We start from the raw sequence: 24,112 nt of genomic DNA, 5'->3' as shown, positions 1-24,112 counted from the left end.
GCGTACCTCCAGGTACGCAAAAGGCGCACGACGGGCGTAGCCCGATTGTCCTCGTTCGTCCCGTTGTGCATCGGTGTTCTCGGGCTGTTCACACAACTGCTTCGCTCGGTTAACGGATAGAGGGGGCGTCGCCGCCACCATCGACGTATGACGCTCAATCCCACAGGCGAGACCGTCGCGACCGGAATCCCGGGCACGCTCGCCGAGAACATGACCATGGCCGAGCAGCACGACTGGCACCGATCGTTCCTTCGTCGCCACCCGGTCAGTCGTCGCAATTTCCTGGTGGGAGCAGCTGCGACTGCCGCCGCGGTAGGCGTCGGGAATTCGGTGTTCGCGCGCACCGCCTACGCCCAGGACGCTCCGCTGGCGGTGGCCGGTCGGCACATGGGATTCGGAAACGATGCCGCGACTCAGCTCCGGTTCTCGGCGCAACTCTCACGCAATCCCGGGATCACCGGCGTGTTTCTCGATCACGGCCCCACACCTGCGTTGGGTGCGACGACCTCCGCGGAGGTGCGCAATCTGATCAGCCAGGTGCCGCAGATCGATGGCGGAATCCTCTCGGCCGAGCAGTTCTACGTGCACGTCCCCGTCGACAATCTCACGCCGAAGCTGCCGCACTACTACCGCTGGCGCACGGCAGACGGCTTCGTCAGCGACACTCGCTGTGCCTCGCCTGCTCTGCCTGCCGGCCGGATCGCACCGTTCAGGTTCACCATGATGGGCGATCAGGGTGTCGACGAAACACCCTCGCAGCCTGCGGGTCTGCACGCCGGCGACTACGACGACCAGTACTACAAGGCGGACAACGAACCCTCGATCAAGCACGCTCGCAACATCAATCGGCAGATCGAGGCGTCCCACCCGGACTTTCACATCCTCGCAGGCGACATCGCCTACGCCGACCCGTCCGGTGCAGGCCTTCCGCCTCGGTTCGCCAAGCACGGTCAGACACCGCCGAAGGGATTCGACAAGTTCAACCCCTTCGTCTGGGACGGCTACTTCCAGGCGATCGAAGCCAGTGCCTCCACTGCACCGTGGTTGTTCGCCACCGGCAATCACGACATGGAAGCGCTGTACAGTCCCAACGGATACGGCGGACACGCGGCCCGCCTCGACCAGCCGACCAACGGTCCCGCGGGATGCCCGTCGGTGTACTCGTTCGTCTACGGCAACACTGCGATTCTCTCGCTCGACGCGAACGACGTCAGCTACGAGATCAAGGCCAACACCGGCTACAGCGGGGGAGCCCAGAACACCTGGGTGGAGCAGACCCTGGCGAAGTACCGCGCCGATCCGAACATCGACTTCATCGTCTGCTTCTTCCATCACTGCGCCTACTCGACCACATCGACGCACGCCAGCGACGGTGGCGTCCGCGACGCCTGGGTCGCGCTGTTCGACAGGTACGAGGTGGATGTGGTGCTCCAGGCCCACAATCACGTCTTCGAGCGCACCGACCCGCTCCGCGGGAACCGCGCGACCCGCGTCGCCGGAGACAATGCCACGGTCAACGGAAAGTCCGACGGCACCGTGTATTACACCGTCGGCGGAGGTGGTCGTCCCCGGTACACGTTCCAGGACGGAGAGGGCGTGAGCTACCGCGGCAACGAACTGCCCGACACCGCAGTGCCGAACAGCTACGTCTGGGCACCCGACGGCACCAAGTCGGCCGAGTCCATCACGTGGTCGCGAGTGCGATTCTTGAACTACTCGTTCGTCAGAGTCGATGTGGTACCGGGTATTCCGGGGATCACGCCCAGCAGGATGATCATCGGGGCCATCGACGAATACGGCAACGAATTCGATCGGCTGACCTTCCAGCGGGACATTCCGATCGGCCCGAGGTTCGGTTCGTCCTGACTGCCGTAGGCACTACAACCACTTCTGACGTTTGAACACCACGTACAGCACACTCGAGCAGATCACCATGGCGATCAGTGCGAGTGGATAGCCTAGATGCCACGTCAACTCGGGCATGTCGTGGAAGTTCATTCCGTAGATGGCGGCGATCAGCGACGGTGCGAAAAGGATTGCGCCCCAAGACGAGATGCGTTTGACCTGCTCGTTCTGTTCGAGGCTGACCTGTGTCATGTTGCGCATTTCCTCGTTCTGCTGCTGCGCCACGATGGTGGAGTGCACGGTCATCGCGTTCTGGAGATTGGACCGAAACGCTTCGATGCGATCGGCGACGCGTATCGCATGATCGAGCACGTCGCGCAGGTTGCGCTGCAGTTCGACGTCGACGTGGTACTTGTCCGATCCACGCTTGAGTGATTCGATCATCTCGACCAGAGGCTTTGCTGCACGGTCGAATTCGGACACCTCGCGCAAGAGCGAGTAGATGCGGCGGGAGACGGTCGGGTCGCCCGTGAACAGTTGATCCTCGATCTCGTCGATATCGTTCTGCAGGCCCTCCATGACGGGCACGTACTCGTCGACCACCTGGTCGAGGATGCCGTACAGGACGGCCTCGGGTCCGAGTCCGAGCAACTCGGGTGCTTCCTCTAGCCGGTGTCGCACCGTTACCAGCTCGGGCGATTCGGCGTGCCGAATGGTGACCACGAAATTCGCGCCGAGGAAGATGTGCAGCTCGCCGAATTCGACTTTCTCGGTCTCGTCGATGTATCGAGCCGGGCGCAGTACGACGAACAGTTGCTCGGCGTAGCGTTCGAGCTTCGGCCTCTGATGCGCGGCAATGGCGTCCTCGACGGCCAATCGATGCAGTCCGAACTCGTCTGCCACCGCATTGATTTCACTGATCTCAGGTCGGTAGAGGCCGATCCATGCCATCCCGTGGCGATCTCGCACGCACTCGAAGGTGATATCGAGGCTCTCGGGGTTCGCGGTTCGCTTGCCCTCGACGTAGACGGCGTTGTCGACGATCGGCACTTCGGGTCACCTCTGTTCGCGAAACAAGTGTGCCGGACGGCACCCCCGCGACACTATCGCCTGGAACAATGGGGACATGCAGCAGCGAGTGCATTTCACCACCCTGGCCACGGTGAGTCTCGACGCGGCCCGAACGTTCTATTGCGACGGCCTCGGTTGGTCACCGCTGCTGGACGTACCGGGGGAGATTCTGTTCTTCCAGATCGGTCCCGGTTCGGTCCTGGGCCTGTACGACGCCACCGCGTTCGACGAGGACCTGGGGCGCTCGCCGCGATCACACGACCTCGGTTCGGTCACTTTGGCGCACAACGTCGATGACGACGCGGCTGTCGACTCGGTGTTCGCGGCCACCGTCGAGGCGGGCGGCACACCGATCAAGACGCCGGCGCGGACGTCCTTCGGGGGTTATCACGCCCACATCGCCGACCCCAACGGAGTGATCTGGGAAATCTGCCACAACCCCGGTTGGAGGGTCGACGACGACGGGACCGTCCGGCTGAGTTAGCCGGCACCGACCATCACCAGGATCGTGGCGTTCTCGTTGACCTTGGTGCCGGCCGGGAAGTTGGTGCCGACCACCGCCGCGTCGGGCCGGTCGTAGTCTTCGGTGACGTCGGTGAAACCTGCATCCGACAACGCCTGCAGCGCGGAGGATTCGCTCATCCCCGCCACCGCTGGAACCGTCGCACGTTCGGGCGCGGCCTCGGCGATTGCGCCGCCGCCGAGGGTCAGTGCGCCTGCCACTGCGAGGGTGGCAATTGTTCTCTTGAATCCGGTACCCATGTCGTCGTCCTCACTCGTCGGCCATCTCTGACTCTGCAACCATGCGCCCGGAGCCTGAGACGGTGGTTCGATGTTGCTGTGAGACTGCTGTCAGTCGCATGACATGCTCGATCGGTGCTTCTCGACCTCCTCGGTTACGTCGGTATTGCGGTGTTCGCAGCGTCCGGTGCGTTGGTCGGTGTGCATCGCAGACTCGACCTGTTCGGGGTGTGCGTCGTCGGAATCACGACGGGCATCGGCGGCGGCATCATCCGTGATCTCCTGCTCGGGATACATCCGCCGACGTCCCTGGACACCTGGCCGAACGTCGTCGTCGGGTTCTTCGCCTCGCTGGTGGTGTTCATCGGGCACCGGCAGATGGGTAAGTTGCGCCGCGGCGTACTCGTTCTCGATGCTTTCGGGATGGGCCTGTTCGCCTCGACCGGTGCCACGATTGCGCTGGGTGTCGGCGGTAGCGGGCTCTCGGGAGCACTGATCGGTACCACGACGGCAGTGGCAGGCGGGGTCATTCGAGACGTCCTCGTCAACGAGGTGCCGTTGCTGCTGCACCGCGACCTGTATGCCCTACCGGCGCTGCTGGGAGCGACGTCGGTCGTCGTAGCCGATGCTGCGGCGCTCCCGGAGAATCTCGGATTGGTGGTGGGGACGGTACTGGCGACGGGCCTGCGATTGCTCGCGCTCTGGCGAAAGTGGAACCTGCCTCAGGCGCGCAACTTGCCCACTCTCTGATCGCGGTGACACCGTGATCGGTCCCGACCGACCACCCCTCTCAGCCGTGTCTCAGTCGACCAGGACAAACTGTACGGATGCGGATACTGGTAGTCGACGACGATCGAGCGGTGCGCGAGTCGCTGCGCAGGTCGCTGACGTTCAACGGGTACACCGTGGACCTGGCGGTCGACGGCCTCGACGCCCTCGAACAGGTCGCGGCGGCGCGTCCCGATGCATTGGTGTTGGACGTGATGATGCCGAGGCTCGACGGTCTCGAAGTGTGCAGGCGATTACGCAGTGTCGGCGACGACCTGCCCATCCTGGTGTTGACGGCACGCGATTCGGTGTCCGAGCGGGTGGCCGGTCTCGACGCGGGTGCCGACGATTATCTGCCCAAGCCGTTCGCGCTGGAAGAGCTGCTCGCTCGGCTACGCGCGTTGCTTCGACGGACGGCGATGGAAGCGGGCCTCGACTCGGAGACCATGACGTTCGCGGACTTGTCGATGGATCCGGTCACCCGTGAGGTCTCACGTGCCGACCGCTCCATCAGTCTCACCCGAACCGAGTTCTCGTTGCTCGAGATGCTGATGACGAATCCGCGCAGAGTGCTCACCAGGAGCCGAATCCTCGAGGAAGTGTGGGGATACGACTTTCCGACGTCGGGCAATGCGCTGGAAGTGTATGTCGGTTACCTGCGGCGTAAGACCGAGGCGGAGGGGGAGTCGAGGTTGATCCATACCGTTCGCGGTGTCGGATACGTCCTGCGCGAAACGCCTCCGTGATGGTCACGTCTTTCGGACGTAGGACGGCCGACAGTTCGGCACCGACGCCGATGCGGCCGCCGACGCCGCTGACTCGGTCGGTGTCGTTGCGCTGGCGAGTGACGTTGCTCGCGGCCTCGGTCGTGGCAATCGCAGTGGCGGTCATGGCCATTGCCGCGTACACCGTCGTCTCGCGGGCACTGTACGGCGATGTCGACGCGCAACTGCGTTCGCGTGCATCGGCATTGGCGGAGTCCACTCTGGTTGCCTACGACCCACGATTCGTGGCCGGTGCCACGCTGTACAGCACCGATGTGAGCGTGGCACTGATCTATCCGGACATGTCCAGCTACAACCCGCCGGGGCCGAAGGTGCCGATCGGTGATGCCGAACTCGCCGTGGTCCGCGGGGATCAGGATTTCTCGCTGCGCACTCTCGACGACCAGCGGGTGCTTGCGCAGAGAACCACGGACGGCAGCACGCTCGTCATCGCCCAGCGACTGCTGCCGACCGGCGAGGTGCTCGATCGCCTCGCCTGGGTTCTGTTGATCGTGGGTGCTTGCGGTGTCGTACTGGCCGCGGGTGCCGGTATGGCCGTGGGGCGCACCGGGTTACGACCGATCGCTCGATTGACCGCTGCGGCCGAACGGGTGGCACGCACGGACGATCTGACGCCGATCCCGGTGACCGGTGACGACGAACTGGCGCGTTTGACGGAGAGCTTCAACACGATGCTGCGCGCTCTCGCAGAATCTCGTGGCAGACAGAGCAGGTTGGTCGCCGACGCCGGTCATGAACTTCGGACTCCGTTGACATCGCTTCGGACCAACATGGAGTTGCTCATCGCGGCGGGACGCCCGGGGGCTCCGTCCATTCCGGACGAGGACATGGCGGAGTTGCGCACAGATGTGGTGGCGCAGATCCAGGAACTGTCAACGTTGGTAGGAGATCTGGTGGATCTGGCGCGTGAGGATGCGCCGGAGACGGTGTTCGAGCGCGTCGATCTCGCCGACGCCGTCGAACGCAGCCTCGAGCGAGCGCGCCGTCGCCGCAACGAGATCGATTTCGATGCGACGCTGATGCCGTGGTTCGTCTACGGCGATCAAGCGGGCTTGTCGCGGGCTGTGTTGAACGTGCTCGACAATGCTGCGAAGTGGAGCCCGAGCGGCGGCGAAGTGCGAATTGCTATGCGGCAGATCGGTGATGGCCTGCTCGAGTTGACCGTGGACGATGCCGGGCCGGGCATACCCGAGGAAGATCGGGAATTGGTGTTCGAGCGCTTCTACCGCTCCACGGCCTCGCGTTCGATGCCCGGATCCGGTCTGGGACTTGCCATTGTGCGACAGGTGGTGATCAAGCACGGCGGCACGATCGGGGTCGAGGTGTCCGAGCGCGGCGGCGCACTGATCCGAATCGTGTTGCCGGGCGAGGGTGCTCCGGATCCACGAGCACTGTCCGAAATCTGACAGCACTCTCGGGAAACTGATAGCCGGATCTCAGCGCGCTCTCAGTACCGCCCTGCACAGTGAGTAGCAAGAAGGCGGGCGGACCTCGGTCATGAGGTCTCTACTGAAGGAAGCACAAACGATGAGCGACGACCGTAACGAATCCGAACAGCCGGGACGCAATGCCGGTGGCGAGCAGCATCCGGCGAACCGGGCTTCGGGCGGCGACGAGCAGAACCGCTCGACCCAGCAGGAACCGGCCCAGCAGCATCCGACGCAGCAGCATCCGACGCAGCAGGAGCCCACGCAGCAGTATCCGACGCAGCAGCTCCCGCCCCAGCAGTCGGGACCTCAGCACTCAGGACCTCAGCACTCAGGACCTCAGAATCCCGGGACTCAGCCTCCGCAGCAGGCCTTCCCGCAGCAGTATGCCGGGTACGGACACAGCGCTTACCAGCAGGGATATGGGCCGTACGGCCAGCAGGGCGACCCTCAGTCCGCTCAGCATGCCCAGCCGCAGCATGTTGCCGCGCAATCGAACCCGGCACCGGGCGTGACCAAGACACGTTCGGGTAGGTCGGCGCTGGTGGCAGGGGCCATCGCCCTCGTTCTGGTCGGCGGCGGAATCGGCGGTGCCGTCGGGGCGATCGCAACCAACAATGCCAACGGGAACGGCGGGGGAGTCGGAAACTCGTTGAACTCGACGGTCACTGCCGCTCAACCGGCGGCCAACTTCCCCGACGGCTCGGTGCAGGCCGTCGCGAACAAGGTTCTGCCAAGCGTGGTGCAGATTCAGGTGAAGGGCTCCCAGGAGGAGGGTGAGGGTTCAGGCGTCATCCTCAGCAGCGATGGTCTGATCCTCACCAACAACCATGTTGCGACCGGTGCGGGTGCCAACGGCAAGCTCACCGTTGCGTTCTCCGACGGGTCGGTGGCCGATGCCACGATCGTCGGTGCCGATCCTGTGTCGGACATGGCCGTCATCAAGGCCCAGGGAAAGTCGAATCTGACTCCGATCCAGCTGGGTACCTCGTCCAATCTCGAGGTCGGCCAGCAGGTGGTTGCGATCGGGTCGCCTCTCGGCTTGGCCGGAACGGTCACCACCGGGATCGTGTCCTCGCTCAACCGTCCGGTGTCGACATCCGGTGAGTCCGGAAACCAGAACTCCGTGATCGATGCCATCCAGACCGATGCCGCGATCAACCCGGGCAACTCCGGTGGGGCCCTGGTCAACACCGAAGGACAGCTGATCGGTATCAACACCGCGATCGCTACGCTCGGCGGCGGTCAGGGGTCGGGCGCACAGAGCGGTTCGATCGGACTCGGTTTCGCGATTCCGGTCGATCAGGCCAAGCGCATCGCCGACGAGCTCATTTCCACCGGCAAAGCCACCCAGGCCATGATCGGGGTTCAGGTGCCCTCTCAGGATGATGCCAACGGCGCGACCGTCGTCGCGGTCACCGACGGTGGTCCCGCTGCGGCGGCCGGAATTCCGCAGGGAGCGGTGATCACCAAGGTCGACGATCGCATCATCGCCAGCGGTGATGCATTGATCGCGGCGGTCCGATCGCACGCGCCTGGAGACACGGTGACCATCACCTACACCGACGGCGGCAGCGAGAAGACTGCGAAGGTGACGCTCGGAACGGCGCAGCCGGCTCCTGCACAGCCCCAGCAGCAGGAACAGCAGCTGCCCTTCCAGATCCCGTCGTTCCCCGGAGGTCGCTGATGTTCGGAGAAGCGGGCAGACACAGCACGGTTGCAACGATTTACGCACAGCGTGAGCCGGGCGGAGGCCTTACTACTACGGTGAGCGGTATGGAACTCGACGCACCACTGGCAGGGCGCGCGTTGGTCGTCATCGTGGACGACCGAACAGCGCACGGCAACGAGACGGACTCGACGGGCCCGCTCGTCACCGAACTGTTGACCGAAGCAGGTTTTCTCGTCGACGGTGTCGTTGCAGTGACATCGGACGAAGTGGACGTGAGAAATGCGCTCAACACGGCAGTGATCGGTGGGGTCGATCTGGTGGTGTCGGTCGGTGGCACGGGTGTGTCGCCGCGCGATGTGACTCCCGATGTCACCGCCGAGATACTCGATCGCGAGATTCCGGGTATCAGCGAAGCGCTGCGCTCGTCGGGACTGGCGGCGGGATCACTGGACGCGGGGCTTTCCCGAGGGCTCGTCGGTGTCTCCGGGAGCACCCTGGTGGTCAATCTCGCGTCGTCGCGCGCCGCCATCCGAGACGGCATGGCCACTCTGACTCCGTTGGCGAGTCAAGTCATCGCCGAGCTGTCGGGGATGGACGCGTAGCGATATCGATATGAATCACGAGCCGAGCGAGGATCGAGCGGCCGAAGACGAAGCGAGCCGGGCCCGAGTAGAACGGGCCCGGCTCGCTCGTATCTTCGGCGAGGTGCTGCCGGAGACGACCGGCGACGAACGGGACGGCGATTCCGGAGCCGAAAGCGGCCGGTCCGCGTCGGACGAATGGTTGAACCAACAGCGACCACCTCATTACTTCTGATGTGATCCACAACACATTTTCTTGTCCGGAATGACAGGTCTGTTAGTTACTCGTTTACCTGACGTTAGTGAGCTACCCGCTAGTAGCTACGACGGCAGGGCCCGAAAGTCGCGTATCTGCGCGTGGTGCGGACCGGACTTTTCGTCCGATCCGGACGCGGCACTGTCTGCGTCTTCCCATCTCAGAGTCGGTTTACTGGCCGAGGGTCGGTGTAACAGTTCGGTTGGCTCGACAGATGGTGTGACGCGGGTTACCGCTAACTCCGCTGTGAAAGTTGTTCACGCTGCCGAAACACATCACGCCGCAGTAACATTCCGCTTCCAAACGTAGGGATTGTCACGATCGGGCATCTCCTCTAATGTTCCCCTCAGCTTCCGACAGTGAGGGCGTGGGACCGACCGGTGCCGCGCCCTCGAACGCGGAACTGCAGGATCGAGGATGTGGCCTTCACGGCTCCATCCGGCTCGGGCTCGTACGCATCGTTGCGTACGAACTAGTTCGAGGGTGAAAGCCACAAGCTTCCCCGTGCGACACCGCGCTGGGACTGAACATGATGAGGAAGTAAATGACGGAGATCCAGAAGTCGCGGCGCAGCCGGGGACTCAAGTCCATGAGCGTCGCAGTTGCTGCCAGCGCTTCGGTAGTCGGCCTGGTACTCGGTACCGGAACCGCTTCCGCCGCTGTCGACAGCTCCAACTCGATCGTCGACAACGATGGCAACACCATCACGGTGACGCTGTCCGACACCTTCATCAACGGTGTCGCCCCGCTCGACGGCAGCCCGCTCACCCGTGAGTGGTTCGCCAACGGCCGCGCTTCCTACGATGTCCAGGGCCCCACGGCCGACGACTTCGAGGGCACCCTCAAGATCGGTTACCAGATCGGCTACCCGCTGAGCCTCAACGGTGGAGTCACCGTCGAGTGGTCTTCGCCTTCCGCTGAGTTCAACCTCGGCTCGGGCAACGAGTCCAGCATCACCGGGGAGTTCCCGCTGACCGGCGGCGCGCCTGTCATCGGACCGCTCACCGGTACCGGCACCTCCACCAGTGGCCTCGACGTCGGCGTTCAGCTGATCCCGCAGGCCACCGGCACCATCGCACTGACCAACGGCCCCGGCGTCGTCCAGTCCGAGAGCGCATACGCAGTGCTCAACGACTCGGCTGACATCACCTCGTCCGAGGGTGACGCAGCAGGCACCAGCGGATCCATCCAGGTCGCGAACCTGCACGGCACCGCCACCGGCATCCTGGGCAACGTCACGATCCGTCCGTACGTTTCGCTGACCAGCGCAACGGGCGACACGGCCATCACCTACGGCGTCCCGGTCCGCCTCAACTGATTTCCGAATCGGTTGTAGCTCGGTGACATAGCGTCACCTGCAGTAAATCGAGACAAGTTCAGGCCCGCACGGATCACTCCGTGCGGGCCTGAACTATGTTCGGAACACGATAATCAGACTTGTACAGAGAGGCACTGAAGCAAAGATGCACTCGAAAGCCCGTTTCACAGTTGTCGCTGCAGGGGCTGTCCTTGCTCTCGGCTTCGCTGCCGGTTGCAGCAGCGACGATTCTGCAGCCTCCGGTGAGAACTCGGACGTCTGCAACACCTTCGCCACCGACCACAATGCGTTCGTGGGCCTCGTCGATGCAGGGCCGGGTTCCGCCGAGAACATCGACAAATGGACCGCAGACAAGCAGGCCGCCGTCGACAAGCTGAAGGCGTTGCCGAGCACCGCGTCGGGCGAGGTTGCCAGCTCGCTGACAACCTTCAGCGACGGACTGCCGGCGGACACCCTCGATCTGTCGACCACGGACAGCGAGTCCGGGAAGGCCTTCGTCGACAACGCCGCGGCCGTGGCCTCGGCATGTGAAGCCGATGGCACCACGATCACGCTCGACACACTGCCGCTGTCCAGTTTCACCAACTGAGCACTCACCCACCAACGAATGAATGCGCCTTTCACACGCTCGGAGTGTGTGAAAGGCGCATTCATTGGTGAAACAGGGCCCGCAACTGTACGCAGGGACAGAGACAGGCCAGTGAGTCAGTCCTTCGAGTGCTTCCCGAGATCCGGGGCGGACGAGTCGAGCGCGTCTCCGCTCCCTCCTGTGGTGTCGGCGGAGGTGGACAGTTTCTGTCCCGCAACGGTTCCGCCAGCGAGCATGTCGCGAATCTGGACCAACACGTCGACGTCGCTCAGTTCCTTCGCGGGCTGACTGACGAAGCGCTTCTTCGCGGTGTTCACCGGCAGGATCAGCACGAAGTAGACGACCGCCGCGATGATGATGAAGTTGATGATCGCGGTGACGACTGCACCGATGTTGATGAACGTGGCGTCGTTGTCCGACAGAATCCTGACACCCCAGCCGAGTTCGTTGCTGCCGCCGACCGCCGCGACCAGAGGGTTGATGATGTTGGTGGTGAACGCAGTGACGATGGCGGTGAATGCCGCGCCGACGACCACTGCAACTGCGAGGTCCACGACATTGCCGCGGAGTAGAAAGTCCTTGAAGCCCTTCAGCACGAGCATGTCTCCCATCGTTCGGTTTGTTTTCCCTCGGGGAACGTTAACTCAGATGTGGCTCGTCGTCCCCGCATACATCTCATCAGTGCACAGTCACGGTCAAGGCGCTGACCAGTGATGCAGCCGCCACGGCCGTCGCATCCTCGGTCGGTAGTGCCAGCAGTACCACGCGATCTCGCGCCCGGGTGCCACCTGCGTCGGCCGAGACGAGTACGACCACCGCGCCCGAAGCCAACACACGGGCGGTAGGAACGGCGTTCGGGTCTTCTCGAGCCTCGACGGTCAACACGTCCACGCGATCGCCTTCACGTAGGAGTTCGGTCACGGCAGCGTCGGCGAGATGCACCGGTACGACGCGTCCCTCGGTCCCCAGTGCGGTCGTGGCCATCCGAGATCCGAGTAGGCGTACGTCGGTGAGCAGTTCACCCGCGCGTACGGGTCCGGTGAGCGTCTGTCCGTCCACGCCTCCGGTGTCGAGTAGAGCACCCTCGGGCACGAGGGCCGAATCCCACTGCGCGACGGCTACATCGGCTGAGGTCAGTACGGTTCCAGGCGTCAGGTCGCGTCCTGCGGTGACCACACGTACTCGGTTGTCGCCGATACTGTCCTGGGCGAACAGAACAGCGGCGAGCGCCACCAACGCTCCTGCCGTGATGCGTCTGAATTTCGTCGAGTCGACCCATGCGGGGCGCACCGTGATGCGATCGAGCAGGGTGGAGTCGAGTCGATTCTTGCCAGCGGCCATGGTCGAAACGGTAGAGCCGACCCGAGCGCCCAGGCCGCCGAAAAGGCCGGGCTGTGGATAACAGCCCGGCCTGTGGATGAAGCGGACAGCTACTGGCTTGCAGCAGCTTTCGTAGTGGACGACGAAGAAGATTTGCTCGACGACGAATCCGAGGACTTCTTCTCGGCGGGCTTGGAATCGGACTTGCTCTCCGACTTCGAGTCCGACTGCGCAGCCGCAGCGCCGGACTTGTTCTCACCCGAGCCCTCGCTCGAGGTACTGGAGCCGCCGCGGCTGTCGGTGCGGTAGAAGCCGCTGCCCTTGAACACGATGCCGACCGAGTTGAACAGCTTGCGCAACTTGCCCGAGCAGGCAGGGCACACCGTCAGCGAGTCGTCGGTGAAGGACTGAACGATGTCGAAGCGGTTGTCGCATTCGGTGCATGCGTATGAGTAAGTGGGCATCGTGATTCCTCCGCGCTGGTCACCGAGGAGGTTGGCCACTCTACGAGGCGAAGCCGAACACCGCCGGTGTTATGTCTGTTCGTCGAAACTGGGGAGAGCATTAGCACTCTACAGTCAGGAGTGCCAACCGATCGAATCGGAGCCTTATTCCGTCCTCAAACGCATGAGCCCGCCGCCTGGGGTCAGCGCATGAGTGACGCGTCTGTCGTGGGGCTCGTCCGGGAGAGCCTCGACCAACTCGGAGTCGCGAACCACCCCGACCAGCAGGGCATCGGACCGGCACAGATCGAGAGTGCGATCGTAGAACCCCGCACCCCGGCCCAATCGCGTGCCGCGACGATCGATCGCCAATGCCGGAACGAGCACCAGTGAGCAGGCCGCGACCGCGTCGGGATCCAGTAGCGGACCCGAAGGTTCGAGCAGCCCGAACGGTGCCCGCACCAACGACTCTCGTCCGTCGTAGCGCACCCACCGCAATGGGCCGGGTTCGTGTGCGCTCGGAAGCAGAACGGTCGACCCGGCTGCGGCCATGGCGTCGAGCATCTCGATCGAACCAGGCTCCCGGCCGACCGGCACGTACGCGGCCACGTTCGGGTGTTCGACAGCCAACTCGGCCAGGACATGGCAGAGTGCGGAGGACTCCGTCGCGCGTTGCGCATCGTCGAGCAGTCGGCGTTCGGCGAGGACATGTGCCCGCCACCGATTCTTGGGCGTACTCTCCGCCGTTTCGGGATTGGTCACAGTGATTCGTCCGTCCTTCCTGTGCAGTCGTTCAACCATATGCATTCACGGGCAGAACGCAGCACACGGCGAGCAGACCACCGGAAACCACGGATAGGGTGAGCACCATGACAGAAGCCGTTACAGCGACGACCGCCACCACGCCTGCGCACTTTCGCACCGCAATCGTTCCTGCAGCGGGCATGGGTACCCGGTTCTTGCCGGCCACGAAAACCGTTCCGAAAGAACTACTTCCAGTGGTCGATACGCCCGGCATCGAACTGGTCGCCGGTGAAGCCGCAGATTCCGGCGCTCATCGACTCGTGATCGTCACCTCGCCCGGTAAAGACGGCGTAGTTGCGCACTTCGTCGAGGATCTCGTGCTCGAGAGCAAGCTCGAGGCCAGCGGCAAGCTCGAGATGCTCGAGAAGGTGCGGGTGGCCCCCAAGCTGCTCGACGTGCAATCGGTCGTTCAGAAGGAGCCGCTCGGGCTCGGACATGCCGTTGCGTGTGCCGAGGAAGTCCTCGACGACGACGAGGACTCGGTCGCCATTCTGCTTCCCGACGATCTGGTGATGCCTCGTGGTGTGCTCGACGTGATGGCGCGGGTGCGGGCCAAGCGTGGCGGCTCGGTGCTGTGCGCCATCGAGGTTCCCGACGACAAGGTCTCCTCGTACGGCGTCTTCTCCGTCGAGATCGTCCCCGATGCGGTCAATCCGAACGTTCTCAAGGTCACCGGTATGGTCGAAAAGCCCAAGCGGGAGGACGCGCCGTCCAACTTGGCTGCTGCGGGCCGGTACCTGCTCGATCGAGCAATTTTCGATGCTCTGCGGCGCATCGAGCCGGGTACGGGCGGCGAGCTGCAACTCACCGACGCGATCGCGCTGTTGATCTCCGAGGGGCATCCCGTCCATGTGGTGGTGCACCGCGGATCGAGACACGACCTCGGAAATCCCGGGGGATACCTGCGCGCTGCGGTTGACTTTGCTTTGCAACGTGACGATTACGGTCCGGCGCTGCGCGAGTGGCTGAACGAACGCTTGAGTGACAGCTGGGCACCGGAACTGACGACGTACGAATAGCATCGCGGGTCGATGCTCTAGAGGAAGGGCCAGATGCGCTCGGTCGAAGATCAGCAGACCAGGGTGACCGCCGCGGCGGTGGCTCCACGGCCTGTTCGAGTCGCCATTTCGGAGGCACAGGGTCTGCTGTGCGCCGAAGAAGTGGTCACCGAGCGTCCCCTTCCCGGGTTCGATCAGGCCGCGATCGACGGCTACGCCGTGCGCAGCGTGGATGTCGCTGCCGCCGGAACGGACCTGCGCAACGAGGACGACGAACGCATCGATCTGACCTTGCCCGTCGTCGGCGAGGTATCCGCTGGTTCGCGTCAACCCATTCGGCTGCAGCCGCGTCAAGCAGTGCGTGTCGATACCGGCGCGCCGCTACCTACGCTGGCCGATGCCGTGTTGCCGCTCGATCGCACGGACAGTGGGCGAGCCCGGGTCAAGGTGTTCCGTCCGGTCCGCTCGGGTGACTACGTGCGCAAGATCGGCGATGACGTACAGCCCGGGGACGTTGCCGTTCGTGCGGGCACGATCATCGGCGCGGCGCAGGTGGGACTGCTCGCGGCGGTGGGCCGCGACAAGGTGCTGGTGCATCCACGGCCTCGACTGTCGGTGATATCGGTGGGCGGCGAATTGGTCGACACCGACCGAACTCCCGGTCCCGGCCAGGTGTACGACGTCAACTCCTACGCACTCGCCGCCGCAGCGCGCGATGCCGGAGCCGACGTCAACCGCGTCGGAATCGTCAGCACCGACCCCAAGCGGATGCGCGAGGTCGTCGAAGGTCAGCTGATTCGATCCGAGATCGTCGTCATCGCCGGGGCGGTCGGGGGCGGGGCGTCCGACGGTGTGCGCGAGGCGCTCGGCGAGCTCGGCGACATGGAGGTCGAGCGAGTGGCCATGCACCCGGGCTCGGTCCAGGGTTTCGGTCAACTCGGACGCGACGAGGTGCCCACTTTCTTGCTGCCGGCCAACCCCGTCAGTGCCCTCGTGGTGTTCGAGGTCATGGTGCGTCCGTTGATTCGCATCGCCCTGGGCCGACGTCAGCCGATGCGTCGGACCGTGACGGCACGAACCGTCGCACCGATCACCTCGATCGAAGACCGCAAGGGATTTCTGCGCGGCCAACTGATGCGCGACGAGGGGACCGGGGAGTACCTGGTCCAGGCGCTCGGCGGCGCGCCCGGATCGTCCTCGCATCTGCTGGCGACTCTCGCCGAGGCGAACTGCCTGGTGGTCATCGATCCGGAGGTCACCGAGATCCGTACCGGCGAAGAAGTGAAGGTCTCGTTCCTGGCTCAGCGAGGCTGACGCCACGGGCATGCGCGAGCGCCGCAGAGGGCACTCGACCACACGGCTTCGCGCAGCGCATACCATCGTCTGATGCCGCGAACGTGGTCGAGCCACCCAGGTTGGCCGGCGAAATTGGGTCCAGTGAGAGTGGCGGCCGGAACCGTCACACTCCGGCCGGTGCGGATGCGCGACGCCGCCGCCTGGAGCCGGATCCGCACCGAGGACCGTGCCCACCTCGAGCCCTGGGAACCCAGCGGCGAGGGCAGCTGGAATTCTCGGCACCACATCTCGTCGTGGCCCACCCTGTGCTCCGGCCTCAAGTCCGAGGCACGTAAGGGACACATGCTTCCGATGGTCATCGAGGTCGACGGCGAATTCTGCGGCCAGATCACCACCGGGAACATCGTCCGCGGGGCGCTCCGGTCGGCATGGATCGGCTACTGGGTGTCCAAGGACGTCAACGGTAGAGGCGTCGCGACCGCTGCACTCGCGCTCGGACTCGATCACTGCTTCGGCCCCGTCGGGCTGCACCGCGTGGAAGCGACGGTGCGGCCGGAGAATCTCGCCAGCCAAGCCGTACTGCGCAATGTCGGCTTCCGCGAAGAAGGCCTGCTCTACAAGTATCTCGACGTGGACGGTGAATGGCGCGATCACAAGCTCGTCGCGATCACCGCCGGTGAGGTGCAGGGAACCGTCGTCGATCGGTTGGTCCGATCGGGCCGGGCAGCGTGGGCCTGAGCTCCGCGTGTCCGGGCACTCGTGTGGTCAAAGTGACAGGAGTGTAATTCGAGTCGGCGCGTCTGCGTCGTTCTCGTACCTCCTCCGCATAGCCTGAGGACGTCTTTCACTGTCGCCGTCGTCCACGGGAGGAGAACATCGCCGATGCCGAACTCGATCATCTGGATCGGTCTCGTGGCCGTCTGGCTCTTCGTTCTTCTTCCCATGCTGATGACCAAGCGCCCACAGATCATGCAGACGACCGACGCGGCCCTGGCCACTCGTGTTCTGCATCGGGGTGGCACCAAGCGCAAGCAGCGAGGCCCCGCGACCGGCCACCGCAGTGATCCCTACTGGAGACCCGAGGACGACCTTCGGGTCTCGGCACCGGCCAGCGAGATCTTCGGTACGACATTCGCCACTGTTCGATCAGACTCACCCGATCTACCCGGTACCGCGGAGGACCCGATGGACACTCACGCTGGAGAGAACGACCTCGATCGCGACGGACCGACACAGGAACCTCTGCGCGGTAACCCTCCCGAGTACGAACGCGGAGTGGTCGACGACGATTTCGTGCCGCGCCGACGCGGCCGCGGTGGGTTCGACCCCGAGGCAGACCAGATCGCCCGGGCAGCGCGATACAGCTTCCGTCAACGCGCGGTACTGGGTTTGGTGTTCGCAGCGATCACCACCGCGGCATTGGCCTTCATCATCTCCCCGACGATCTGGTGGTTGTGCGGTCTGTCCGTGGCCGCCCTCGCCGGCTATCTGTACTACCTGCGTCGTCAGGTGCAGATCGAGGAAGAGGTGCGCCGCCGCCGGCTCACACGCATGGGCCGGTCCCGACTCGGCGTGGAATCGGAAACCGACGAAGAGCTCGAGCTCGTGCCGCAGCGTCTGCGTCGACCCGGTGCCGTGGTGCTCGAGATCGACGACGAGGATCCCGAATTCGAGCATCTGAACCACTACGAGGAGCCGTTCCAGGCAGCGCGGGACGACGGTCGAGACGTGCGGAGAGCGCAGGGCGCGTAGCGGCTGTCGCGAGCGGCTTTGCTAGTGTTACCGAGCCGGTCACCGATGACGGCACAGGGGCTGTGGCGCAGTTGGTAGCGCGTCTCGTTCGCATCGAGAAGGTCAGGGGTTCGATTCCCCTCAGCTCCACACAGCAGAGAAGAAAGGCCCGGTCGACGATGTCGGCCGGGCCTTCTTCATGGGGACGTCGAACTGTCAGGAAGCTGAGCCGGAGCCGAGCAGCTCCAGGATCGGGATGTTGGAGGTCGTGCTTCCGGTGGAGCTTCCGGTCGACAGAAGGCTGGAGATGAACGAAGAGATGTCCATGCGGGGACTCCTACTTGGTGAGGGGTGTTGGAAGAGCCGTCCACGAAGAGCGGCCAGGAGTATTTGTATCTCTTTCAATCAAACCGTGTGGCCGGAATCGAACTTCCTGATCGATTCAGAGACCGAGTCGAGCTCTGAATTGGATGAAGAGGTGTTCTTCGGTCGAGTTTCCAAGCTGTTGGTCGGCTCTGTGGGGTGTTGGGTGTGTCCACCCGGTCTGCTCCGTGCGCGCGGCTAAGGTTCTGCGCATGCGCTGGTGGCGGAGGTACGCAGCCGACGATGTCCGCTGGGCTGTGTTTCAGGTGCGGCAGTCGTCGGTTGTCTCGCTGGCCAATTGCCCTGTGCTCCCCGCTGTGTTGCGGGGACGTGCGTTGTGGGCTGCGAGGGTGCGGGTGGGGTCTGGGGCACTCGTGTACGGCGGTCAGATGGTTCAGGGGCGGGGCGTACTTCGCCTGGGTGCGGGCACCTTCGTCAATTACGGTTGCTACTTCGACACGGTGGCGAATATCGACATCGGCGACGGGGCGTACCTGTCCGATCATGTGCGCGTACTGACCAGCACGCACGAGATCGGCGCGCGGACCCGGCGGGCCGGAGGGCTGGTGGGCGCTCCGGTCACGATCGGCGCGGGAACCTGGGTGGGCTCCAGCGCGGTGATCATGCCGGGTATTCGGATCGGCGCGGGCTGCATCATCGGTGCCCACTCTCTGGTGACCAAGGATTGCGATCCCGATGGGGTCTACGTCGGTAGCCCGGCGAGACGAGTTCGAAGTCTGAACGAGGAGTCGGATCTCGACGAACAAAACAATTGATGCGCTTGTTTCATTCGCCCTGACTTGAATCGACGACTGCTCGATGAGCTGTATCTGTCGATAGTATTATTTATGGCTCATAATTCGACGAATTATTTTCCTTTGGTAATGATGTAGCATCTCTTGTGTCCGCGGCTCGCGTTTCGGGATGCACGAATGTATGTAATCGAATCGAGCCACACGTTTGCCAGAAACAATTGGTCAGGGGTTGGCTTCGGTGAACACTCTTTCGGTGGTAGTGCCTGCATTCAACGAGTCCGCGCATATGGGTCAATGCCTGGATGCACTGCTCGCGCAGCGTGAATACATTCACGAGATCATCGTCGTCGACAACAATTCGACGGACGACACCGCCGCGATCGTGGCCGATCGTCGCCGTAGATTCCCGATGGTGACACTGGTCTCGGAGTCCGAACGAGGCGTCGTACATGCACGAAATACCGGCTTCGATCACGCCGGCGGATCGATCATCGGGCGTATCGACGCCGATACGCACGTCGGTCCGGGCTGGGCCGAGGCGGTATTGGATTTCTTCGACAGGCGATTGGACTACGCCGCGGTGACCGGCCCGATCCACCTGTACGACTCGCCCTGGGCTGCGCCGTACCGAGCCTTCGTCAACTACACCACCAGGCGTAAGCCCGATGAGCTGTGGGTATCGGCGGCGTCCGGCAACAACTTCGCCATTCGCCGCTCTGCCTGGCAGGCGGCCCGCGACCGAGTGAGTCTGCGAACCGACCTGCACGAGGACATCGATCTGTCGCTCTGTCTGCACCGAATCGGGTTGCGTATCGCGCAGATCAAGTCCATGTGTGTCGAGGTATCGGGCCGCAGGCTGCTCACGCCGCCGCTCGAGTACCGGCACTACGTGTCCAGTTCTTATCGAACCTGGGATCACCACAATCTGGCCAGTAGAGCGCTCGGTCGTGTGCTGGTGCTGGATATGATCTTGCATACGCTTCATTGGCCTCTGACACGCATTTTGTCCACGTGCGACTCGCGAATTCTGCCGGTGTCGCATTCCGATAGCAGCGTTACGTCGGATGTCAAACTGTCACGTACTGACACTCGTGAATTCGCGTCGGCCGCATCCGATAAATGAATTCGCGACGAATTGGTCATGGAGAATTGCCGAACGAGAAGTAACCGAATTACGCGGGTGCAATTCGTCTTCGCCGCGCAGTGTTGCCCACTCTGCGGCAGCGACAGTGCGCTGTATATCGCCTAATTCGCTCGGTATGAACGCCGGGGTCGTCCGTGTGGTTCGCTGTGTCGACTGTCCGCCGCCGCCTGCGGGGGCATTGCACGGGAAGCGCCCCGAGGGCCGGCACATCCAGCGGGCCGCTGTCGGCGGTGGCTACTGCGCCGCGAGTTGCTCAGCGATCGACGCCGGAGCAAATATGGTTGATAATTTGACGATGGACGTACCAGTCGCGACGGTAGATTGTCAGACGATATCGTGAACGTATCCAGTACCTGATCTAACCACGCAATCTCTCTACGGAGTGTGAATGTCGTTCGAGATCGTCGACCTTCCTGAAACGTGGGTTGCCGGTCTCCCGGTTCGGAGCCCCAAACGGGCGCTCGGCCGTCTCAACGACCCGGACCTCGATCAAGCGTGGTCTGCTGTGCTCAATCAGGATACTGCCGGCCCGTTGGCTTCGATTTACACCGACTTCGCCCCTGGTATCGGTTCGTACAACACTCAGATAGTCGGTTATGTGTGTTCTTCGCTCGATCAGGTCGCCCGCGGGCATCTGGTTGCGAAAGTTCCCGCTGCGAAATATGCCCGCTTTTCTGCGGTGGGCTATTTTCCCGAGGTCCTCACTCGGTTGTGGAATCAGATCGAACATGCCGAGGAACACGGTGAGATAGTGCGTTCCTTCACCGGCGATTACGAGTGCTACCCGCATGCGTACAAGATCGATCTCTATCTGGCGATCACTGCGCCCGGTGCGGTCTGATGGGCTTTCGGGTCACCGCGCGCGGAGCGGAGTTGTTCAGCGGACTGGTCGCTCCGCGCGTCGAACCGGGCGCGGAATCGAGTGGTAGCGAGTGGATGCGATTCTTGCGAGATCGGGTGCGCGAGAAGCGAATCGGCGTCGATGAGGTGACCACTGTGTACGTGTCGGATCCGCACGGCACGGTCAATGCCGTGGTGGGCGTTCCGGTGGATTCCCCTGCTGACGTGGCTGTCGGAGACGTGTTCGTTTCGATACCGACCGGTGTGTTTGCCGTGTTCGTGCCCACCGGTACATTGTCGGACCCCATCGAGGACGTATGGGCGCAGGTCGACGAGTGTGTCGCTTCCGGGGCGATATTCCGGGCCTACAAAGAGGAAGTGGAAGTCGTTACAAATTCCGGAGAGGTGGAACTTTTCGTTTCAATTGTATTGTAGAAGGCGTCTTCTTCATGCAATTGTCACTTTCGAATCACAAAGTCGCCGCCGAACCGGTTACCATTGTCGAGCGCTGACTCCTCGCAAAGGCGTTGCGGATTCCGATTCGCCTCGTTCGCATGACGGGTGGCGGCGCGTATCAGGCGTCGATGTCAGCGCAAGGTCGACAGAGCAGGGGTATAGCAACATGGTGAGACAACTCAGGGCAGAAGCAACTCGTGCGGCCGCACTTCGCGCCGCGGCAGATCTCTTTCTCGAGGTGGGGCACGCCAATGCCACGCTCAGTCAGGTGTCGGCGCAGTCCGGCGTGACCAAGGGTGCGCTGTACTTTCACTTCGCGTCCAAGGAGGAGCTCGCTCGCGCGATCGTCGACGAGGGCCACGAGCGTGTCTCCACCGCGTGCGCCGGGATGGTCGACAGTCGCAGCCCGGCCCTCGAATCGGTCATAGGGATCTCGTACTCCGTGCTCGAGCTCGCCGCCTCGGACCCCCTGGTTCGCGTCATGTACCGGTTGCAGATGGAGATCGACGGATCCGATACCGCGCGCGGCAGCGTGTTCGGGACCTGGGGAAACATCTTCGAGCACCTCTTCGAGCGGGCCATCGAACACGGCGATGTCGCGGACCATCTCGACGCAGGCAATGCAGCGCTGCTGGTGTGCGAGATGCTCGCAGGTGTCTTGATGGTGTCCGAGGCACAATCGCGACTCGAAGACGCGCCCTCGCGGATGGAGAAGGTCTGGAACACCGTGCTTCCGTCGCTGGTGCCTGCCGACAAGCTTGCCTACTTCCGGGAATTCGCCGCGCGCAGTCTGTCCAGTTTCGTGCGCGAGAACATCGCATCGGGCTCCGTCACCGTCTGAGAATGTCGTGATGCGGTGATACTTGCCGCGCTCTGCCGAGGCGGGCAGACTGTGTGATATGAACCACACTTCTCAACAGCCAAGAATGTCGGACAACGAGCTCCGAAAGGCGATCAGCATCCTGCAGCAGCGCGCAGACGACGCGCACAAGCGGGGTGTCGAAGACGACGCCTCGCGGATCGAGCGCACCATCGCCGACTACCGGGACGAAATGTCGCAGAGATTGTGACAGTCGGCTCGGCCTGCACCGCGTAGGGTCGACGTCGAACGTGCACGCGCAACCGGTGGGGGATTAGGGCTTCGATGGCTACATACGATCTGCGCGGTAAGAAGACGCTGATCACGGGCGCGGGTAGCGGAATCGGCAGGGCGACGGCCATCGCTGCCGCTGGGGTGGGAGCCGAACTCTTCCTCACCGACATCAACGGCGCAGGATTGGCCGAGACAGTGGACATGGTCGGCCGTGAAGGCGGTACCGTCAGCCATTCGCTGCCGTTCGACGTCTCCGATTTCGAGGCGGTGACCGCGTTCGCCGACGACATTCACGCCGAATTCGGCAGCCTCGACGTGGTGATGAACGTGGCTGGAATATCGGCGTGGGGGACGGTCGAAAATCTCGAGCATCGCCACTGGAAGTCGATGGTCGATGTCAACCTGATGGGGCCGATCCACATCATCGAGAAGTTTCTGCCGCCGATGATCGAGGCCGGACGTGGCGGTCACCTGGTCAACGTATCCTCCGCTGCGGGCCTGATTCCTCTGCCGTGGCACGCGGCGTACAGCGCAAGCAAGTACGGCCTGCGGGGAGTCTCCGAGGTTCTCAAGTACGACCTCAAGCGCCATGGAATCGGGGTAAGTCTCGTGGTGCCGGGCGGTGTCAAAACCGGTCTGGTGCAGACACTTCAGATCGCCGGTGTCGATCGCGACGATCCGCGCGTGCAGAAGCTGCAGCATCGATTCGAGAAACGCGCCGTCGAACCCTCCGTGGTCGCCGACGCCATTCTGGCCGGAATCGCCAAGCGGAAGTATCTCGTCTACTCCTCCAACGACATTCGCTTCGGCTACTGGGTGGCCCGAAAGTTCGCTCCGCCGTACGAGTTCGTTCTGCAGCGGGCCAACGATCAGTTCTCGAAATTGTTGGTGCCGCGTCGATCCGAGGGCTCGTCCAAATCGACGTCCAGCGTGCGCGCGCCGGGTCCCGACTGAGACAACTCGTCGTGGGGATTGGCCAGAGCGCAGCTTGCCAGGGACAGGCAGCCACAGCCGATACATCCGGTCAGGTTGTCGCGCAGGCGCGTCAGTTGCTCGATTCGAGAATCGAGCTCGCGATGCCAGAGCGTCGAGAGCTGCGCCCAGTCCGCGCGCGTAGGCGTCCGCTCGTCCGGTAGTTCGCTCAACGCCCGCCGGATGCTGGCCAGCGGAATTCCGACTTTCTGCGAGATGCGGATGAACGCCACACGCCGCAACATCTCGCGGTGGAATCTGCGCTGGTTGCCCGACGTTCTCCGGCTGCTGATCAGCCCCTGCTTTTCGTAGAAGTGCAACGCCGAGACCGCAACTCCGCTGCGCTCGGACAGTTGGCCGGGAGTTAGTTCACGAACGTTCCATTCGGGCATCGGCACGACCTCGACAATACTTCAGGTCTGCGAACCGCGATGGCGTGATGATCAGAGAACGGTGAGAACCTTCTCGGCGGGCCGTGCCAGCACAGTTCCCTTCTCGGTCACCACGATCGGGCGTTCGATGAGAATCGGGTGCTGGACCATCGCGGCGATCAGCGTTTCCGCATCTGCGTCGGCGAGACCGAGGTCTTTGTAGATGCTCTCGCGGCGGCGAACGGCCTGCCGGGGTTCGAGGCCCGCGTCGGCGAGCAGTGTGCGCAGTTCGTCGTGGGTGGGTGGGGTGTCGAGGTAGCGAATCACGTTCGGGACCGCGCCGGATTCCTCGATCAATTTCAGTGCGGTACGCGAGGTGTTGCAGCGTGGATTGTGATAGATGGTCGCGGAGCCTGTCATGTTTGCAATCCTGCCACGTGGGTAGCCACCAGCACAGATTCACGCCAGGGACG

29 protein-coding genes and 1 tRNA gene are annotated in these 24,112 nt (G+C 63.3%); 22 read left to right on the top strand and 8 right to left on the bottom strand.

The features are described 5' to 3' along the window. The first annotated feature begins 147 nt into the window (after positions 1–147). Positions 148–1,866, top strand: coding sequence for a metallophosphoesterase (locus tag ACOQFP_RS25305; RefSeq protein ID WP_421585838.1), 1,719 nt, complete (start codon positions 148–150; stop codon positions 1,864–1,866). 12 nt (positions 1,867–1,878) lie between these two features. On the opposite strand, the gene ACOQFP_RS25300 is transcribed toward ACOQFP_RS25305, so the two are convergent. Then, positions 1,879–2,895 (bottom strand): magnesium and cobalt transport protein CorA, encoded by a 1,017-nt coding sequence (locus ACOQFP_RS25300; RefSeq protein ID WP_421585837.1) that lies wholly within the window; start codon positions 2,893–2,895, stop codon positions 1,879–1,881. Between the two features lie 76 nt (positions 2,896–2,971). Between ACOQFP_RS25300 and ACOQFP_RS25295 the strand changes: the two genes are divergently transcribed. After that, positions 2,972–3,400 (top strand): VOC family protein, encoded by a 429-nt coding sequence (locus ACOQFP_RS25295; protein ID WP_341245178.1) that lies wholly within the window; start codon positions 2,972–2,974, stop codon positions 3,398–3,400. On the opposite strand, the gene ACOQFP_RS25290 is transcribed toward ACOQFP_RS25295, so the two are convergent. After that, positions 3,397–3,678, bottom strand: coding sequence for a PASTA domain-containing protein (locus tag ACOQFP_RS25290; protein ID WP_421585836.1), 282 nt, complete (start codon positions 3,676–3,678; stop codon positions 3,397–3,399). The genes ACOQFP_RS25295 and ACOQFP_RS25290 overlap by 4 nt on opposite strands. Positions 3,679–3,792: 114 nt before the next feature. Here ACOQFP_RS25290 and ACOQFP_RS25285 point away from each other — a divergent pair, with 114 nt between their 5' ends. The 8 genes from ACOQFP_RS25285 to ACOQFP_RS25250 all read left to right on the top strand — a co-directional run bounded on the left by ACOQFP_RS25285 (position 3,793) and on the right by ACOQFP_RS25250 (position 11,053). Next, positions 3,793–4,407 (top strand): trimeric intracellular cation channel family protein, encoded by a 615-nt coding sequence (locus ACOQFP_RS25285; protein WP_341245179.1) that lies wholly within the window; start codon positions 3,793–3,795, stop codon positions 4,405–4,407. A gap of 77 nt (positions 4,408–4,484) precedes the next feature. Continuing rightward, positions 4,485–5,171 (top strand): response regulator transcription factor, encoded by a 687-nt coding sequence (locus ACOQFP_RS25280; protein ID WP_206488265.1) that lies wholly within the window; start codon positions 4,485–4,487, stop codon positions 5,169–5,171. Beyond that, on the top strand, positions 5,171–6,616 hold the full coding sequence (locus ACOQFP_RS25275; RefSeq protein ID WP_206488268.1) for a sensor histidine kinase: 1,446 nt from the start codon (positions 5,171–5,173) through the stop codon (positions 6,614–6,616). Before ACOQFP_RS25280 ends, ACOQFP_RS25275 begins: the two co-directional genes overlap by 1 nt. A 121-nt stretch (positions 6,617–6,737) precedes the next feature. Continuing rightward, positions 6,738–8,324, top strand: a complete 1,587-nt coding sequence (locus ACOQFP_RS25270; protein WP_421585835.1) for a trypsin-like peptidase domain-containing protein — start codon at positions 6,738–6,740, stop codon at positions 8,322–8,324. An 89-nt stretch (positions 8,325–8,413) separates the two neighbouring features. After that, on the top strand, positions 8,414–8,911 hold the full coding sequence (locus ACOQFP_RS25265) for a MogA/MoaB family molybdenum cofactor biosynthesis protein (RefSeq protein ID WP_206488272.1): 498 nt from the start codon (positions 8,414–8,416) through the stop codon (positions 8,909–8,911). Positions 8,912–8,921: 10 nt separating this feature from the next. Continuing rightward, entirely contained in the window at positions 8,922–9,125 is a 204-nt protein-coding gene (locus ACOQFP_RS25260; RefSeq protein WP_421585834.1) for a hypothetical protein, read from the top strand. 565 nt (positions 9,126–9,690) lie between these two features. Beyond that, on the top strand, positions 9,691–10,464 hold the full coding sequence (locus ACOQFP_RS25255) for an MspA family porin (protein ID WP_421585833.1): 774 nt from the start codon (positions 9,691–9,693) through the stop codon (positions 10,462–10,464). A 145-nt stretch (positions 10,465–10,609) separates the two neighbouring features. After that, positions 10,610–11,053: a hypothetical protein gene (locus ACOQFP_RS25250; protein WP_206488278.1), complete on the top strand. Its 444-nt coding sequence runs from the start codon at positions 10,610–10,612 to the stop codon at positions 11,051–11,053. Between the two features lie 116 nt (positions 11,054–11,169). Here the strand turns inward: ACOQFP_RS25250 and mscL are convergent, their stop codons facing one another. The 4 genes from mscL to ACOQFP_RS25230 all read right to left on the bottom strand — a co-directional run bounded on the left by mscL (position 11,170) and on the right by ACOQFP_RS25230 (position 13,578). Beyond that, a complete protein-coding gene (mscL, locus tag ACOQFP_RS25245) occupies positions 11,170–11,649 on the bottom strand; it encodes a large conductance mechanosensitive channel protein MscL (RefSeq protein ID WP_341245373.1) in 480 nt (159 codons plus the stop codon). Positions 11,650–11,731: 82 nt separating this feature from the next. Further along, on the bottom strand, positions 11,732–12,394 hold the full coding sequence (locus tag ACOQFP_RS25240; RefSeq protein WP_421585832.1) for an SAF domain-containing protein: 663 nt from the start codon (positions 12,392–12,394) through the stop codon (positions 11,732–11,734). An 89-nt stretch (positions 12,395–12,483) separates the two neighbouring features. Then, positions 12,484–12,837, bottom strand: coding sequence for an FmdB family zinc ribbon protein (locus ACOQFP_RS25235; protein WP_421585831.1), 354 nt, complete (start codon positions 12,835–12,837; stop codon positions 12,484–12,486). Positions 12,838–12,981: 144 nt separating this feature from the next. Beyond that, on the bottom strand, positions 12,982–13,578 hold the full coding sequence (locus tag ACOQFP_RS25230; RefSeq protein WP_307830813.1) for a 5-formyltetrahydrofolate cyclo-ligase: 597 nt from the start codon (positions 13,576–13,578) through the stop codon (positions 12,982–12,984). A gap of 107 nt (positions 13,579–13,685) precedes the next feature. Between ACOQFP_RS25230 and ACOQFP_RS25225 the strand changes: the two genes are divergently transcribed. From ACOQFP_RS25225 to ACOQFP_RS25170, 12 genes are all read left to right on the top strand, one after another. Beyond that, the gene (locus ACOQFP_RS25225) at positions 13,686–14,639 is read left to right on the top strand and encodes a UTP--glucose-1-phosphate uridylyltransferase (protein ID WP_206490086.1); all 954 of its coding nucleotides are present in this window, start codon (positions 13,686–13,688) and stop codon (positions 14,637–14,639) included. 33 nt (positions 14,640–14,672) lie between these two features. Further along, the gene (gene glp, locus ACOQFP_RS25220) at positions 14,673–15,932 is read left to right on the top strand and encodes a gephyrin-like molybdotransferase Glp (protein WP_206490087.1); all 1,260 of its coding nucleotides are present in this window, start codon (positions 14,673–14,675) and stop codon (positions 15,930–15,932) included. A 72-nt stretch (positions 15,933–16,004) separates the two neighbouring features. Beyond that, positions 16,005–16,652 (top strand): GNAT family N-acetyltransferase, encoded by a 648-nt coding sequence (locus ACOQFP_RS25215; RefSeq protein WP_421585830.1) that lies wholly within the window; start codon positions 16,005–16,007, stop codon positions 16,650–16,652. Positions 16,653–16,796: 144 nt separating this feature from the next. After that, the gene (gene glpR, locus ACOQFP_RS25210; protein ID WP_206490089.1) at positions 16,797–17,666 is read left to right on the top strand and encodes a gephyrin-like molybdotransferase receptor GlpR; all 870 of its coding nucleotides are present in this window, start codon (positions 16,797–16,799) and stop codon (positions 17,664–17,666) included. 56 nt (positions 17,667–17,722) lie between these two features. Next, positions 17,723–17,795 (top strand) — tRNA-Ala (locus ACOQFP_RS25205). Positions 17,796–18,220: 425 nt separating this feature from the next. Then, positions 18,221–18,784: an acyltransferase gene (locus ACOQFP_RS25200; protein ID WP_421585829.1), complete on the top strand. Its 564-nt coding sequence runs from the start codon at positions 18,221–18,223 to the stop codon at positions 18,782–18,784. A gap of 217 nt (positions 18,785–19,001) precedes the next feature. Next, positions 19,002–19,886, top strand: a complete 885-nt coding sequence (locus ACOQFP_RS25195) for a glycosyltransferase family 2 protein (RefSeq protein WP_421585828.1) — start codon at positions 19,002–19,004, stop codon at positions 19,884–19,886. Positions 19,887–20,295: 409 nt separating this feature from the next. Further along, positions 20,296–20,748 carry a GyrI-like domain-containing protein gene (locus tag ACOQFP_RS25190; protein WP_206490092.1) on the top strand — a complete coding sequence of 151 codons (453 nt, stop codon included), beginning with the start codon at positions 20,296–20,298 and terminating at the stop codon, positions 20,746–20,748. Then, a complete protein-coding gene (locus ACOQFP_RS25185) occupies positions 20,748–21,182 on the top strand; it encodes an effector binding domain-containing protein (protein ID WP_206490093.1) in 435 nt (144 codons plus the stop codon). Before ACOQFP_RS25190 ends, ACOQFP_RS25185 begins: the two co-directional genes overlap by 1 nt. A gap of 187 nt (positions 21,183–21,369) precedes the next feature. Further along, the gene (locus ACOQFP_RS25180) at positions 21,370–22,044 is read left to right on the top strand and encodes a ScbR family autoregulator-binding transcription factor (protein WP_206490094.1); all 675 of its coding nucleotides are present in this window, start codon (positions 21,370–21,372) and stop codon (positions 22,042–22,044) included. A gap of 58 nt (positions 22,045–22,102) precedes the next feature. Then, on the top strand, positions 22,103–22,273 hold the full coding sequence (locus ACOQFP_RS25175) for a hypothetical protein (RefSeq protein ID WP_206490095.1): 171 nt from the start codon (positions 22,103–22,105) through the stop codon (positions 22,271–22,273). A gap of 74 nt (positions 22,274–22,347) precedes the next feature. After that, positions 22,348–23,250 carry an SDR family oxidoreductase gene (locus ACOQFP_RS25170; protein WP_206490096.1) on the top strand — a complete coding sequence of 301 codons (903 nt, stop codon included), beginning with the start codon at positions 22,348–22,350 and terminating at the stop codon, positions 23,248–23,250. On the opposite strand, the gene soxR is transcribed toward ACOQFP_RS25170, so the two are convergent. After that, positions 23,166–23,666 (bottom strand): redox-sensitive transcriptional activator SoxR, encoded by a 501-nt coding sequence (soxR, locus tag ACOQFP_RS25165; RefSeq protein WP_307830815.1) that lies wholly within the window; start codon positions 23,664–23,666, stop codon positions 23,166–23,168. The two genes, ACOQFP_RS25170 and soxR, sit on opposite strands and share 85 nt — an antisense overlap. A gap of 45 nt (positions 23,667–23,711) precedes the next feature. After that, the gene (arsC, locus tag ACOQFP_RS25160) at positions 23,712–24,059 is read right to left on the bottom strand and encodes an arsenate reductase (glutaredoxin) (protein ID WP_421585827.1); all 348 of its coding nucleotides are present in this window, start codon (positions 24,057–24,059) and stop codon (positions 23,712–23,714) included. Between the last annotated feature and the right edge of the window lie 53 nt (positions 24,060–24,112).

This window comes from Rhodococcus sp. MALMAid1271 (genome assembly GCF_049195265.1).
Lineage (GTDB): Bacteria > Actinomycetota > Actinomycetes > Mycobacteriales > Mycobacteriaceae > Rhodococcoides.
The sequence above is the reverse complement of the archived record's forward strand: the minus strand, read 5'-3'. Positions and strand labels throughout refer to the sequence as shown.

Bases quoted from the DNA above. Each gene is read 5' to 3' on its own strand.
- ACOQFP_RS25235 (WP_421585831.1), bottom strand. From the start codon at position 12,837: ATGCCCACTTACTCATACGCATGCACCGAATGCGACAACCGCTTCGAC.
- ACOQFP_RS25255 (WP_421585833.1), top strand. From the start codon at position 9,691: ATGACGGAGATCCAGAAGTCGCGGCGCAGCCGGGGACTCAAGTCCATG.
- ACOQFP_RS25275 (WP_206488268.1), top strand. From the start codon at position 5,171: ATGGTCACGTCTTTCGGACGTAGGACGGCCGACAGTTCGGCACCGACG.
- ACOQFP_RS25190 (WP_206490092.1), top strand. From the start codon at position 20,296: ATGTCGTTCGAGATCGTCGACCTTCCTGAAACGTGGGTTGCCGGTCTC.
- ACOQFP_RS25305 (WP_421585838.1), top strand. From the start codon at position 148: ATGACGCTCAATCCCACAGGCGAGACCGTCGCGACCGGAATCCCGGGC.
- arsC (WP_421585827.1), bottom strand. From the start codon at position 24,059: ATGACAGGCTCCGCGACCATCTATCACAATCCACGCTGCAACACCTCG.
- ACOQFP_RS25185 (WP_206490093.1), top strand. From the start codon at position 20,748: ATGGGCTTTCGGGTCACCGCGCGCGGAGCGGAGTTGTTCAGCGGACTG.
- ACOQFP_RS25215 (WP_421585830.1), top strand. From the start codon at position 16,005: ATGCCGCGAACGTGGTCGAGCCACCCAGGTTGGCCGGCGAAATTGGGT.
- ACOQFP_RS25265 (WP_206488272.1), top strand. From the start codon at position 8,414: ATGGAACTCGACGCACCACTGGCAGGGCGCGCGTTGGTCGTCATCGTG.
- ACOQFP_RS25290 (WP_421585836.1), bottom strand. From the start codon at position 3,678: ATGGGTACCGGATTCAAGAGAACAATTGCCACCCTCGCAGTGGCAGGC.
- ACOQFP_RS25200 (WP_421585829.1), top strand. From the start codon at position 18,221: ATGCGCTGGTGGCGGAGGTACGCAGCCGACGATGTCCGCTGGGCTGTG.
- ACOQFP_RS25280 (WP_206488265.1), top strand. From the start codon at position 4,485: ATGCGGATACTGGTAGTCGACGACGATCGAGCGGTGCGCGAGTCGCTG.
- ACOQFP_RS25175 (WP_206490095.1), top strand. From the start codon at position 22,103: ATGAACCACACTTCTCAACAGCCAAGAATGTCGGACAACGAGCTCCGA.
- glpR (WP_206490089.1), top strand. From the start codon at position 16,797: ATGCCGAACTCGATCATCTGGATCGGTCTCGTGGCCGTCTGGCTCTTC.
- ACOQFP_RS25170 (WP_206490096.1), top strand. From the start codon at position 22,348: ATGGCTACATACGATCTGCGCGGTAAGAAGACGCTGATCACGGGCGCG.
- ACOQFP_RS25240 (WP_421585832.1), bottom strand. From the start codon at position 12,394: ATGGCCGCTGGCAAGAATCGACTCGACTCCACCCTGCTCGATCGCATC.
- glp (WP_206490087.1), top strand. From the start codon at position 14,673: ATGCGCTCGGTCGAAGATCAGCAGACCAGGGTGACCGCCGCGGCGGTG.
- ACOQFP_RS25225 (WP_206490086.1), top strand. From the start codon at position 13,686: ATGACAGAAGCCGTTACAGCGACGACCGCCACCACGCCTGCGCACTTT.
- ACOQFP_RS25250 (WP_206488278.1), top strand. From the start codon at position 10,610: ATGCACTCGAAAGCCCGTTTCACAGTTGTCGCTGCAGGGGCTGTCCTT.
- ACOQFP_RS25270 (WP_421585835.1), top strand. From the start codon at position 6,738: ATGAGCGACGACCGTAACGAATCCGAACAGCCGGGACGCAATGCCGGT.
- ACOQFP_RS25180 (WP_206490094.1), top strand. From the start codon at position 21,370: ATGGTGAGACAACTCAGGGCAGAAGCAACTCGTGCGGCCGCACTTCGC.
- ACOQFP_RS25260 (WP_421585834.1), top strand. From the start codon at position 8,922: ATGAATCACGAGCCGAGCGAGGATCGAGCGGCCGAAGACGAAGCGAGC.
- ACOQFP_RS25295 (WP_341245178.1), top strand. From the start codon at position 2,972: ATGCAGCAGCGAGTGCATTTCACCACCCTGGCCACGGTGAGTCTCGAC.